The following is a 13,538-nucleotide window of genomic DNA, read 5'->3' on the forward strand; positions in this document are numbered from 1 at the left end:
AGGTGTTGTCAGTGGACCGGCGGGACATGGTCGAGGGCAATTACGTTGCAGGTATCTTGCATGTGATGCAAGAAACTGGAGCAAAAGCCGGATGGCCCGCAAAGAACGGGCGTTACGAGGAGGATGAGCGCATGACCGATACAGGACTCATCGACAGCGTCGACCGCGCGATTCTCGATCTGCTGGTCGAAGACGGCCGCCGGACGATGACGGAGATCGCGGAACGGGTCGCCCTCTCCCCGTCGGCGGTCAAACGCCGAGTCGACCGACTGGAGCGGGTCGGAGTCATCGCGGGCTACACGGTCACCCTTGACCACGGCAAGCTGGGCGGCGGCTTCGAGGCCTTCGTCGAGCTGCGGTTCGCCGGCGACATCAAGGTCGAGGCGATCACGATGGCCGCCACCAGCGTCCCGGAGACCCTGGAGGTCTTCACCGTCGCGGGCGACCCCGACGCCTTGGTCCGGGTCCGGGTGGCCAACGTGCAGCACCTGAAAGATGTCATCGACCGCCTCCGGCGCACAGGCGCCGTGATCGGCACGAAGACGCTCATGGTGCTGGGGGCATGGCGCAGAGGCGACTGAACGGACAAGCGACATGCCCAGGAGGCAATATTTATTACCTCCGAGGTTGACACGAGCAGAGGATGGTTGCAGCCTGAAAGAAATTCCTCGTAACCGCGCACCGGAAAGGACGTACCGATGTCCATCACCGCCGGCAGCAACGACATCGACTTCGACGACGCCGAGGAACTGGACATTCCTCGGCTGGCGGAGAGCCGCGAGACCATCGAGGCCGAACGCGCGCACCGCAAGCGGCAGTTGGCCGCGGCGTTCCGGATCTTCGCCCGCTACGGCTACGACGAGGGCATCGCCGGACACATCACCGCGCGGGACCCCGAGTTCCCCGACAGGTTCTGGGTCAACCCGTACGCGGTGCACTTCTCCAAGATCCGCGTCAGCGACCTGCTGCTCATCGATGAGGAAGGCCGGGTCATCGAGGGCGAGCGCCGGACCAACAAGGCGGCCTTCTGGATCCACTCCTCCATCCACCGCGCCCGCCCGGACGTGGTGGCGGTGGCGCACGCCCACACGATCCACGGCAGGGCCTTCGCGTCACTGGACAGGCTCCTGAACCCGATCGTGCAGGAGTCCTGCGCCTTCTACGACGACCACGTGCTGTTCGACGAGTACAAAGGCCTGGTGCTGGAGAAGACCGAAGGCGAGCGGATCGCGGCCCGGCTCGGCGACCGAAGGGCCGCCATCCTCCGCCATCACGGCCTGCTGACGGTCGGGCGGTCCGTCGAAGAGGCCGCGTGGTGGTTCATCACCATGGAACGCGCGTGCCAGATGCAGCTGCTCGCCGATGCCGCCGGAAAGCCCCGGATCATGACCGAGGAGGAAGTGACCCTGGCACACCGGCAGTTCAGCAACGCCAACATGGCACGGCACAACTTCAATCTGCTGGCCGACCTCGTGGTGGAGGAGGAACCCGACGTACTGGCGTGACACTCACCCGTCCGGCACATAGTGCCTGCCGTCGCCCCGGTGCTCCTCCGGAGGCAGATTCCGTCGCGGCGTCTCGACCGGTCCTACGGCCAGACCGCGCACCCGCTGCCAACCGGCCCGGGCCCGCGGGTGATAGCGCCGCTCGAACGGCACCAGATGCCAGCCGAGCGCGACCGTACGACCCAGCAGCCACAGGCCGAGCGCACTGCGACGCGACCAGCGGTAGCCCAACTTGGCGCGCACAGTGGGTGGATACATCCCGACGGTGAGCCAGACGAAGGGCCGCGTCACCGGACCGCGGATCATCCTCCACACCACGTCCGGCAGCCACCTCAGCACAGGCGGCTTTCCTATGCGGCGGATGTCCAGCACGGCGCGTGCCGCCCGGTTGTCCTCCAGGACGTCGGCGCACATCCGCTCGAAGTACGCGTTGAATCCTGCCCAGTTGGCCGGAGCGGGCCGGTCACTGACCCCGTACAGCCGGTACCACTGAAGGCTCTCGGCGTAGAGCTGCTCCTTCAGTTGCTCCGTCAACGGCCGACCGAAGTACTGGCACACCAGCACCGGGACCATGACGAAGGTCGCGTGGGCCCAGAAGAAGGTGTCCGGATCGAGTGCGTGGTACCGGCGGCCCTGGCTGTCGGTGCCCTTGATGGTGACGTGGTAGTCGCGCACCGCGCGGGCCGTTCGGGCCGCGTCCGGGCCGTCGTAGATCACACCGGCGATCGGGTAGAGCGAGCGGAGCAGTCGTTCCCAGCGCTCGTCGAAGAAGTGCGAGTGTTCCTCCACTCCGGCGCCGAGGGCGGGATGCATGTTCTGCATCGAACCGGCCCAGAGGCCGATCAGCATGCCCCGCCAGTCGCTGAAGTACCGCCAGGCCACTGACGACGGACCGAGTGGCTCGGGCGTCGGCGGGTCGCCGGGTGTGGTCACGCGCCGCTCCTGACTGCCGAGTTGTGGTTCTTACAGGGCCCACCAGCAGTACAGGCGCCGGTTCTCCGCTGCGGCTCTCCGGGCCAGGCCGGACAACCGATGGAGCAGTTCCGACGTCTTGGTGGGCGTGAATCTCAGTTCTTCGACAGCCGCGAACGGCCCTGCCGCCAGGTCCAGTCGCTTACCGGACGCCGTGGCCAGTGCGTCCCGGAGCGTGTCGGAGACGCTGATGACGAAGGCTGCTTCGGCCTCGGGATCCGAGAGCAGTTGCCCGGAGCGGGGGCGGGCGCGTGCCTCGTCGTAAGTGCAGTCGGTGAGGATGCCTTCGAGCCGCGCCATCACGACCACCGGGTCGATGTCCTTGAGCGACAGCACGTCGAACACCGACGGATCGGGCCCGCCCGCTTCGTCGAGGACACCGACGGCGGCCTCGTCACTCGCGGCCGAGAAGTACTCGCACATCACCATGCCGTAGAGCGTGCCCTATGCCGCCGTCAGACGGCGACTGTCGTACGGTGACCGCTCGCGCCGGTGGAACGAAAGGGTGGGAATGGGAATTTACGGGGGCGAGTCGGTGCGTACACTGCCGGACATCCTGCGGGAGCACGCGACTCGGATCGGCGAGAAGACCGCATACCGGGACGACCGACGTGCCGTCACCTACCGGGAGTTGGAGCAGCGCACCGACCGAGTGGCGGGGCACCTGGTACGGCTCGGGGTACGGCGTGGGGACCGGGTCGCGATCCATCTGGGCAACCGGGTCGAGCTGGTGGAGACCTGGCTCGGAGTGCTGCGCGCCGGAGCGATCGGCGTGTTGCTCAACCCCGCCGCTTCGGAAGAGGAGTTGGCGTATTTCCTCGACGACTGCAACGCCGTGGCGATGGTGAGCGAGGAACCACTCACCCAACTCGCTTCCGTGCAACGGGTGATCATAGTCGGGCAGGACGACCCGGCCGAGGGCGCGATCGCCTTCGAGAGCCTCGCAAGCACGGATTCGGGTACGGCACCCCTTGACGACCTCGGGCTCGACGAGCCGGCCTGGATCCACTACACCTCGGGCACCACCGGGCAGAGCAAGGGCGTGGTCTCCACTCAGCGTTCCGGCCTGTGGTCCGTGGCGGAGGCCTACGTACCGGCGTACGGACTACATCAACAGGACCGCCTGCTCTGGCCGTTGCCGATGTTCCACGCCCTCGGCCACTCCGTCTGCCTGCTGGGTGTCGTCTCCGTCGGTGCGACCGCGCGCATCCTCGCGCCGGGCGCGAACGTCGCCCGGGCGCTCACCGCCGAGCCGTTCACCATCCTGGGCGGGGTGCCCGCCACCTACCGCCTGCTGCTGGAGTCACTGCGCGAGACGGCACGTCCGGTGCCCGCGTCGCTGCGGGTGTGCGTCAGCGGAGGGGCGCCCTGTTCCCCTGAGTTGCGGGCCGAGGTCGAACAGGCCCTGGCCGCTCCCCTGCTCGACGGGTACGGCTCCACGGAGACCTGCGGGAAGATCGCGGTCGAGCGGCTCGACGACCGTCGTGACGACCCCTCGCGTGGTTTTCCGCTGCTGGTGCTGGACATCCGGATCACCGATCCGTCCACCGGTGGACAGGCCACCGAGGAAGGCGAGATCTGGGTCCGTGGTCCCGGGCTGATGACCGGCTATCACAACCGTCCGGATGCCACCGCGGAGGCGTTCACCGACGGCTGGTACCGCACCGGGGACCTCGGCCGACGCGACACGAACGGCCACCTCCATGTCACCGGCCGGGTCAAGGAACTGATCATCCGGGGCGGTGTGAACATCAACCCCTCCGAAGTGGAGCAGGTGTTGCTGGCCCTCCCCGATGTCACCGACGCCGCTGTGGTCGGCCGGCGGCACGACGTGCTGGGCGAGGTGCCGGTGGCGTTCGTCGTGCCCGGCCCGGACGGGGTCGACACGGCGCGGGCGCTCGCCGCCTGCCGGGAACGGCTGTCCGGGTTCAAGGTGCCGGACGAGATCTATCCGACCCCGTCCCTGCCCCGTACCGCGTCCGGCAAGCTCGCCCGGGCCGCGCTCGCCGAGCAGGTACCGGCGCTCCTCGCCGCGGAACGTACGACCGCCTCGGCCGCGCTGCGCGAGCGGCTCGCTGCCGCGTCCGACGCCGTCCTCGACCTGGTCCTCGAAGTGACGTCACGAACTCTCGACGTCCCCGTCCGGGATCTGGACTCCGAAGTGCCCTTCAGCGCACAGGGATTGACCTCGCTCGGCGGTGTGCTGCTGCGCGACCGGCTCGGCACGGCTACCGGTCTCACGCTGCCCGCGACGCTGGTGTTCGACCACCCCACGCCCACCGCCGTGGTGGCCCTGGTGCGCGACGCGCTGCACGACGACGGCCGCCCCGGGTCCGCGCGCACCTCCGGCGGCGGCCAGCGCACCGAACCCGGGGAGCCCATCGCCGTCGTCGCCATGGCCTGCCGCTACCCGGGCGGAGTGGAATCCCCGGAGGACCTGTGGCAGTTGGTGTCCGACGGCACCGACGCGACCTCCGACTTCCCCACCGACCGCGGCTGGAACGTGGCCGACCTCTACGACCCGGACCCCGACCGCCTCGGCAAGTCCGCCACCCGCCGGGGCGGATTCCTCGACCGCGCGGCCGACTTCGACGCGGCCTTCTTCAACATGTCGCCCCGCGAGGCGCTCGCCACCGACCCCCAGCAGCGACTGCTCCTGGAGACCGGCTGGGAACTCCTGGAGCGGGCCGGCATGGACCCGGCCGGTCTGCGCGACAGCGACACCGGCGTCTTCGTCGGCGTCATGCACGCCACCTACGCGAGCCGTCTACTGCACCGCGGCGGGCACGAGTTGGAGGCGCATCTCGCCCTCGGCTCGGCCGGCAGCGTGGCCTCCGGCCGCATCGCCTACACGCTGGGACTGCGCGGGCCCGCCGTGACCGTGGACACCGCGTGCTCGTCGTCGCTGGTCGCGATGCATTCCGCCGTACGGTCCCTGCGCGACGGGGAGTGCTCCCTCGCCGTCGCCGGCGGGGTCACGGTCATGTCGTCGCCCGGCCCGTTCATCGCTTTCAGCAGGCTGCGCGGGCTGGCGCCGGACGGCCGCTGCAAGCCCTTCTCGGCGGCGGCCGACGGTACGGCCTGGGGCGAGGGTGTCGGCCTGGTCCTGTTGGAAAGGCTCTCCGACGCACGGCGCAACGGCCATCCCGTACTGGCCGTGCTGCGCGGCTCGGCCGTCAACTCCGACGGCGCGTCCAACGGTCTCACCGCCCCCAACGGCCCTGCCCAGCAACGGGTGATCCACTCGGCGTTGGCCGACGCGGGGCTGTCGCCGGCCGACATCGACACCGTGGAGGCGCACGGCACGGGCACCGCGCTCGGCGACCCGATCGAGGCACACGCGCTCCTCGCCACCTACGGTCAGGACCGGCCCGCCCAACGCCCCCTGTGGCTGGGCTCGTTGAAGTCCAACCTCGGGCACACCCAGGCCGCGGCCGGTGTCGGCGGCGTCATCAAGACCGTGCTGGCGATGCACCACGACCGCCTCCCCCGCACCCTGCACGCCGAAGAGCCGTCGCCGCACGTGGACTGGTCGTCGGGCACCGTACGACTGCTGTCCCAGGACGAGGAATGGCTCCCCGAGCCCGGACGGCCACGGCGCGCGGCGGTGTCGGCGTTCGGAATCGGCGGCACCAACGCGCACGTGATCCTGGAGGAGGCCGGACCCGAGGCGACCGACGAACCGTCCCCTCCTCGTACGGCGACTCCCCCGCTGCTCCTCTCGGCCGCGACCCCGGCCGCCCTGCGGGCACAGGCCGGACGCACCGCCGCCTTCCTCCGCGAGCACCCCGAACTCGCCCTGCTGGACGTGGCGTTCACCCACGCCACCACCCGGGCCGCGCTCCCCCACCGAGCCGCCGTCACCGCCGACGACCGTACGGCGGCACTCACCGCCCTCGACGCCCTGACGGCGACCGCACCACCGCGCACCACCGCCCGCCTGGCCCTGCTGTTCACCGGTCAGGGTGCCCAACGGACCGGCATGGGAAGGGAGTTGTACGACGCGTTCCCGGTGTTCGCGGCCACCTTGGACTCCCTGTGCGCACGCTTCGACGCACACCTGGAGCGTCCGTTGCGCTCGGTGCTCTGGGACGCCGACGCGGGCGCGCTGCTGGAGCGTACGGACTTCGCCCAGGCCGCCCTGTTCACCTTCGAGGTGTCCGTCTTCCGGCTGCTCGCATCCTGGGGTGTGCAGCCGGAGTTCCTGGCAGGTCACTCGGTCGGCGAGCTGGCGGCGGCGCACTGCGCGGGCGTGCTGTCCGAGTCGGATGCCGTCGAACTGGTCGCGGCCCGGGGGAGGTTGATGCGGGAGCTGCCGGAAGGCGGTGCCATGGTGGCGCTCGACGCCACCGAGGCGGAGGTGAGGTCCGAGCTGACCGACGGGGTCGCCGTCGCCGCCGTGAACGGCCCTCGCTCGGTCGTCGTCTCCGGCGCGGAGCGGCCGGTGCTGACGCTGGCGGAGCGCTTCGCCGTACGAGGCCGTCGTACCGTCCGGCTGCGCGTCAGCCACGCTTTCCACTCCCCGCTCATGGAGCCGATGCTCGCCGAATTCGCCCGGATCGCGGGCGGGTTGACGTACCGATCGCCCGACATCCCTGTGGTGTCGGGCCTGACCGGACTTCCGGCCGGCGGCGAGGAACTGCGGTCGGCCGCGTACTGGGTACGGCACGCCCGTGAGGCCGTGCGGTTCGGGGACGCCGTCCACTGGCTGGCGCACGACGGACGGGTGACCGCGTTCGCCGAGCTCGGCCCGGACGCCCACCTCACCGCCCAGGCCGCGGCGAGCCTGGCCGGAACCGGCAAGGAGCTCCTCTTCACCGCGGCAGCCCGGCGGGACGGCGTCGAGCCACGGACCCTGTTCGACACACTCGGCCAACTCCACGTGCACGGCGTGCAGTTGGACTGGCGTCGGGTGTACGCGGACAGCGGTGCCCGACGCGTCGACGGCATGCCGACCTACCCCTTCCAGCGGCAGCGCTACTGGCTGCCCGACACCGGCACGGACGCGAGCGCCGGTTCCGGGCATCCGCTGCTGACGCAGACGGTCACCGTGCCGGGCACGGAACGGCTGCTGTGCGGCGGCCGGTTGTCCGGTGCGGCCCAGCCGTGGCTGCACGACCATGTCGTGGGCGGCCACACCCTGGTGCCGGGCTCCGCGTTCGCCGACCTGGTGCTGCACGCGGGCGACCTGTGCGGTCTCGCCGTACTGGAGGAACTCGCCCTGCTGAACCCGCTGTTCCTGCCCGCCGACGACGAGGAGGGCGTCCAGGTCCAGGTGGTTCTGGGTGAGCCGGACGACGCGGGGCGCCGTACCGCGGACGTGTACGCGCGGTTGGAGGAGTCGGGTGCGCTCGGCGCCTGGACGCAGCATGCGACCGGTCGGCTCGGCCCTGCCGTTCCGGGTGCCCTCGACAGCGCGGTCCCGCTCACCACCTGGCCGCCGACTGGTGCCACACGGGTGGACCTCTCCGGCGCCTACGACCGGGTGGCCGCGGCCGGGCTGGCGTACGGTCCGGCGTTCCAGGGTGTCACGGCGCTGTGGCGGCGGGACGAGGAACTGTTCGCCGAGGTCGGCCCGTTGCCAGTCGCGGAAGCGCGGCGCCACATGCTCCACCCGGCTCTGCTGGACGCGGCCCTGCACCCGGGGCTGCTCGCCGCACCGCCCACCGGTCCTCCCCGCCTGCCGTTCGCCTGGCGGGGCCTGACCCTGCACTCCACAGGCGCGACGGCGCTGCGCGTCCGCATGACGACGGCCGGCCCGGACTCGATCACCCTCGACCTGGCGACTCCCACGGGGGCACCCGTGGCCCGGCTGGAGTCGATGACGACCCGACCGGCACCCGAGATGGGCCCCACCTCGGCCGGAGAGCTGTACCGGCTGCGCTGGACCGGTGTTCCGGCCGCCGGCGAGGTGCCCGCCGTGGCGGTGTCGGAGACGGACGACCTGGGCCTGGCCGCGTTCCTCGCCTCCGCCGACGACGAGGCCTCCTGGTCCGACGAGGCACCGGAGACGGTCGTCGCGTCCTTGGCCGCTCCCGGCGGCGAGGGCACGGACCCGGTCGCCGAGGCACACCGTCTGACCGTACGGGCCATGCAGTTGCTGCAAACACATCTCGCCGGCCCCGGACGCCTGGCCGTGGTCACCCGCGGTGCCGCCGAGGCATCACCCGACCTGCCCGCCGCCACGGTCTGGGGCCTGCTGCGGACCGCGCAGGCGGAGTACCCCGGCCGCCTCACCCTCGTGGACGTGGACGGCCGCCCCGAGTCGCTCCGACGACTGCCCGTCGCCCTGGCCACGGGCGAACCCCAACTGGCCGTCCGTGACGGCATGTTGAGCGTGCCCCGACTGGCGGCTGCACCCCCTTCGGAGGGCGACGGCTCTCTCGGCGGGGGCACCGTCCTGATCGCCGGCGGCACCGGGTCCCTGGGGGCGATGCTGGCCCGGCATCTGGTCGACCGGCACGGAATCCGGCGGCTGGTCCTGCTCAGCCGGCGCGGCGAACAGGCGCCGGGCGCGCGGGAGTTGCGGAACGCTCTCCAGCAGGCGGGCGCGCAGGTGGACCTGGTGGCCTGCGACATCGCCGAGCGGGACCAACTGGCCGCCGTACTCAAGACGTTCGGGCCCGACCTGACCGCCGTGGTGCACGTGGCCGGTGTGCTGGACGACGGCGTGCTCGCGTCGATGACACCTGAGCGGCTTGCGGCGGTGCTGCGGCCGAAGGCCGACGCGGCCTGGCAGTTGCACGAGTCGACGAAGGAGCTGCCCCTGTCGCAGTTCGTGCTGTTCTCCTCGGCGGCCGGGCTGCTCGGCAACCCCGGTCAGGCCAACTACGCGGCGGCGAACTCCTTCCTGGACGCCCTCGCCCGGCACCGCGCGGCCCTCGGCCTGCCCGCGCTGTCGCTGACCTGGGGCGCGTGGGCGGACGAGGACGGCATGGCGGCCCGCAGCGGCCGGGTGCACGGCGGCCTGGTGCGCGCGGTCTCTCCGGAGCAGGCGTTCGCGCTCTTCGACGCCGCGCTCGGCAGCGCCGAACCGGTCCTCGCACCACTGCCGTTGGACCGCTCACCGCGGGCGCTCCCGGCCGGGACGGTTCTCCCGCCGCCGTTGCGCGGCCTGCTGCGCACGGACCGGCAGTCGGCCTCCGCGGCGACGGCGGCCGGAGGCGGGGTGCCGGACGACACCGCCGGGTCCTGGCGCAACCGTCTCGCGGAACTGCCGCCGCCAGAGCGGCTACCGGCACTGCGGTCGCTCATCCGTACCGAGGTCGCCGCCGTGCTCGGACACACGGAAGTCGACGCCGTGGACCGGGACTTCGCGGAACTGGGCCTCGACTCCCTGATGCGCGTGATGCTCTGCAACCGGCTGAGCCTGCTCACCGGGACACCGCTGGCGGTCACCGTGGCCTACGACTGGCCGGACACCGAACAGCTCGCCGAGCACCTGTACGGCGAGCTGCGCGGCGCACTGCCCGACGAGGTCGCCACCACGACCGTCCCGTCACAGGCCCGGTCCCATGGGCGCGGACGCGGGGCCGGGCAGTCGCTGCCGGCGCTGTACCGGCAGGTCTGCGAAACCGGTGACGTCGTCTCGGCCATGCATCTTCTGGTGACCGCGTCCATCGGCGCACCCGCCTTCGGTCCCGAGGCGGCGGCCCGGCACGCACTGCCGCCACTGCGGCTGGCCGCCGGCACCCGGGGACCGGCTCTCGTCTGCGTTCCCGGCTTCGCCTCCAACCTGGGCCGCCCCTGGTACGCGGGGCTCGCTCCCTGCTTCGAGGGCGAGCGGGACGTATTCGAGGTGCAGCACGCCGGGATCGATCACGGAGACGCGGTGGCGCGGGACCTGGAGACGCTGATCGAGTCGCACGCCACGGCCGTGCGCCACCAGCTCGGTGACCGCCGCCACGTGGTGGTCGGCCATTCCATGGGCGGTTCGGCCGCGCACGCGCTCACCGCCCGGCTAGCCGCCCTCGGCGCTCCCCCGGCCGGACTCGTCCTGATCGACTCGTACCACATCACCCCGGACCGGGAGGCCGAGCCGTGGCTGCTGTCCCTGCCCGCACGGATCCCGCTGGCGGTCGGCGAGAGGTTCGACACCTTGGTGGACGATCTGTCGCTGCTGTCCCTGGGCGCGTACACACGGATGTTCCGCGGCTGGGAGCCCGAACTCACGCAGGTGCCCACCCTGTTGGTCCGCGCCTCCGAGCCGCTGGCGGACATGCCACCGGAGTGGCGGTCGTCCTGGCCTGGCGTCCAGGACACCACGGACACCTCCGGCACCCATCTCAGCGTGCTCGAAGAGGACGCGCCGACCACGGCCAAGGTCATCCGCGACTGGATCGAAGGCCTTGCGTAGCCCGGCGGGAGATCGAATATCTATGTTCGCGACATGAGAAACGGAATTAACGACCGCACACGGCCGATCGCGCCGTGCTACTATTGATCTCAGTTGCAGTTGTGGTTGCCAAACCCTTCAGATGCCCGCACCGCCCTCCGAGGCGGTGGAGCATTTTTTTGTGTGTCCGGTTTTTCTTCCGGCGGGGTGATCATCACGGCGACACGGAGCCCGCACAGTGCGGACTCCGCTGACCGCCCCGAAGGAGAACAAAATGGCCAGTGGCACCGTGAAGTGGTTCAACGCGGAAAAGGGTTTCGGCTTCATCGAGCAGGACGGTGGCGGCGCTGACGTCTTCGCCCACTACTCGAACATCGCCGCCCAGGGCTTCCGCGAGCTGCAGGAGGGTCAGAAGGTGACCTTCGACATCGCGCAGGGCCAGAAGGGCCCGACGGCCGAGAACATCGTTCCTGCGTAACACCGACGTTAACTTCGCAGCTGGGGCCCGCACCTTGGGGTGCGGGCCCCAGCTCGCTGCGTTTCCCATGCTTTCGGCGCTATTCCGCCGAAGCCACCGGCTCGTTCTTGCGATTCTCTGCGCCGTTCATTCACCGCGGGAATTCCTTGATACGTGCCATATCAAGGAAGGTTCCACATTTTGAACCGCGCACGTACGAATGACCGCTTCTCGCGAAAGCGCAATGGAAATCCGGAATCCGGAAAGAGCGGCGGCTACCGCTCGGCAGCCCCGTCCGGCAACCGCTCCAGCGCGCCGCGCCGCTCCAAGGGCGGCGGCGGCCGACCGGTCGCGCTGCAGGGCGAGTTCGCGCTGCCGAAGACCGTGACCCCCGGCCTTCCGGCCGTGGAGTCGTTCGCCGAAATCGACATGCCCGCCAAGCTGTTGGCCGCGCTCGGCCACGAGGGCGTCACCGTCCCGTTCCCGATCCAGGCGACGACGCTCCCCAACTCCCTCGCCGGCCGTGACGTACTGGGCCGCGGCCGCACCGGCTCCGGCAAGACCCTCGCCTTCGGCCTCGCGATGCTGGCCCGTACGGCAGGCCGCCGGGCCGAGCCGCGAGCGCCCCTCGCGCTCGTCCTCGTACCCACCCGCGAGCTGGCCCAGCAGGTCACCGACGCGCTCACCCCGTACGCCCGCGCCGTCAGCGTGCGGATGACCACCGTCGTCGGCGGTATGTCGATCGGCCGCCAGGCCGGGGCGCTGCGCGGTGGCGCGGAGGTCGTGGTCGCGACTCCGGGGCGCCTCAAGGACCTCATCGAGCGCGGCGACTGCCGCCTGGACAGCGTGTCCATCACCGTCCTCGACGAGGCCGACCAGATGGCCGACATGGGCTTCATGCCCCAGGTCACCGCGCTCCTCGACCAGGTGCAGACGGGCGGCCAGCGGATGCTGTTCTCGGCCACCCTGGACCGCAATGTGGACCTCCTGGTCCGCCGTTACCTGACCGACCCCGTCGTCCACTCCGTCGACCCCTCCGCGGGCGCGGTCACGACGATGGAGCACCACGTCCTGCACGTGCACGGCACGGACAAGCAGCGGGCGACCACCGAGATCGCGGCGCGCGACGGCCGGGTCATCATGTTCCTGGACACCAAGCACGCGGTGGACCGGCTGGTGAAGCACCTGCTGAACAACGGCGTCCGCGCGGCCGGTCTGCACGGCGGCAAGTCCCAGCCGCAGCGCACCCGCACCCTCGCCCAGTTCAAGGACGGGCATGTGACGGCGCTGGTGGCGACCAATGTCGCGGCGCGCGGCATCCACGTCGACAACCTCGACCTGGTCGTCAACGTCGACCCGCCCACCGACCCCAAGGACTACCTCCACCGCGGCGGCCGTACGGCCCGTGCGGGCGAGTCCGGCAGTGTCGTCACGCTGGTCACCCCCGACCAGCGCCGTGACTTCACCCGCCTGATGACCGCGGCCGGGGTCACCCCCGAGGTCACCTCGGTGCGGTCGGGCGAGGAGGAGCTGACCCGGATCACGGGCGCCCAGGCCCCGTCCGGCGTCCCGGTCGTCATCCAGGCCCCGGTCGTGGAGCGCGAGCGCACCCGCCGTAGCCCGTCCTCCTCGTCGTCGCGGGGCCGTCGTGGCCGTCCGGCCGGCGAGGGCGGCCGGTCCGCCGGTGGTGCGGCGCGGCGCAGCGGGAGCAGTGGCGGCAGCGGAAGCAGCAGCCGGGGACAGCGACGGTCGTCCTTCGGTCCTGCGGCCTGAGGACCAACTCGGCGCCTTCGGGCGCCCGTTCGGCCCCCGATCCTCCTTCTCTCTGTGAGGCAACATGCGCTGTGTCATCGCCCGGTATCCCTTCGACCTCACCAAGTTGGGTGTCCTGGAGACGATGAAGGGCATCAAGCCCGAGCTGGTCACGGGTGAGTCCGTGACCATCGGGCGGCGCCGCTACCCCGTCAAGCAGGTGGGGCAGGTCATCACCCGGCAGGACCCCCGCGACTTCAACAGCGGCGAGGTCATCCGGGCCATGACCCGGCTCGGCTTCACCTGCCACGGACTGCCCGAGGTGGCGCCCGTGCACGAGCTCACGCCGTTCGAGAACGCGTCGGCCCTGCTGGGCAGCGGCGCGCCCCAGGACGTGTAGAAGCGATACCAGTACAGCCGTGATCTGCCGGAGGCGCGGGAGTGTGCCGTGTCCCTCGGCTCGAAGATCGAGGACGCCTGGGACATCGGGGGCATTGGGGGCATCGAGGTGGACAAG

8 protein-coding genes are annotated in these 13,538 nt (G+C 70.9%); 6 read left to right on the top strand and 2 right to left on the bottom strand.

The genetic code is table 11. The features are described from left to right. Positions 1-131: 131 nt before the first annotated feature. Both AB0I69_RS48130 and AB0I69_RS48135 read left to right on the top strand, forming a co-directional pair. The gene (locus tag AB0I69_RS48130; protein ID WP_363102203.1) at positions 132-581 is read left to right on the top strand and encodes an Lrp/AsnC family transcriptional regulator; all 450 of its coding nucleotides are present in this window, start codon (positions 132-134) and stop codon (positions 579-581) included. A gap of 117 nt (positions 582-698) precedes the next feature. Beyond that, the gene (locus tag AB0I69_RS48135; RefSeq protein WP_363102204.1) at positions 699-1,505 is read left to right on the top strand and encodes a class II aldolase/adducin family protein; all 807 of its coding nucleotides are present in this window, start codon (positions 699-701) and stop codon (positions 1,503-1,505) included. Between the two features lie 3 nt (positions 1,506-1,508). On the opposite strand, the gene AB0I69_RS48140 is transcribed toward AB0I69_RS48135, so the two are convergent. Then, positions 1,509-2,438, bottom strand: coding sequence for an oxygenase MpaB family protein (locus tag AB0I69_RS48140; protein ID WP_363102205.1), 930 nt, complete (start codon positions 2,436-2,438; stop codon positions 1,509-1,511). A 30-nt stretch (positions 2,439-2,468) separates the two neighbouring features. Further along, entirely contained in the window at positions 2,469-2,906 is a 438-nt protein-coding gene (locus AB0I69_RS48145; RefSeq protein WP_363102206.1) for a hypothetical protein, read from the bottom strand. Between the two features lie 106 nt (positions 2,907-3,012). Here AB0I69_RS48145 and AB0I69_RS48150 point away from each other — a divergent pair, with 106 nt between their 5' ends. From AB0I69_RS48150 to AB0I69_RS48165, 4 genes are all read left to right on the top strand, one after another. After that, positions 3,013-10,833 carry a type I polyketide synthase gene (locus AB0I69_RS48150; RefSeq protein WP_363102207.1) on the top strand — a complete coding sequence of 2,607 codons (7,821 nt, stop codon included), beginning with the start codon at positions 3,013-3,015 and terminating at the stop codon, positions 10,831-10,833. 253 nt (positions 10,834-11,086) lie between these two features. After that, positions 11,087-11,290, top strand: a complete 204-nt coding sequence (locus AB0I69_RS48155; protein ID WP_019056860.1) for a cold-shock protein — start codon at positions 11,087-11,089, stop codon at positions 11,288-11,290. 180 nt (positions 11,291-11,470) lie between these two features. After that, positions 11,471-13,042: a DEAD/DEAH box helicase gene (locus AB0I69_RS48160; RefSeq protein ID WP_363102208.1), complete on the top strand. Its 1,572-nt coding sequence runs from the start codon at positions 11,471-11,473 to the stop codon at positions 13,040-13,042. A 64-nt stretch (positions 13,043-13,106) separates the two neighbouring features. Continuing rightward, entirely contained in the window at positions 13,107-13,421 is a 315-nt protein-coding gene (locus AB0I69_RS48165; RefSeq protein ID WP_363102209.1) for an SCO5918 family protein, read from the top strand. The last annotated feature ends 117 nt before the right edge of the window (positions 13,422-13,538 follow it).

The organism is Streptomyces sp. NPDC050508 (assembly GCF_040655155.1).
Taxonomy (GTDB): Bacteria; Actinomycetota; Actinomycetes; order Streptomycetales; family Streptomycetaceae; genus Streptomyces.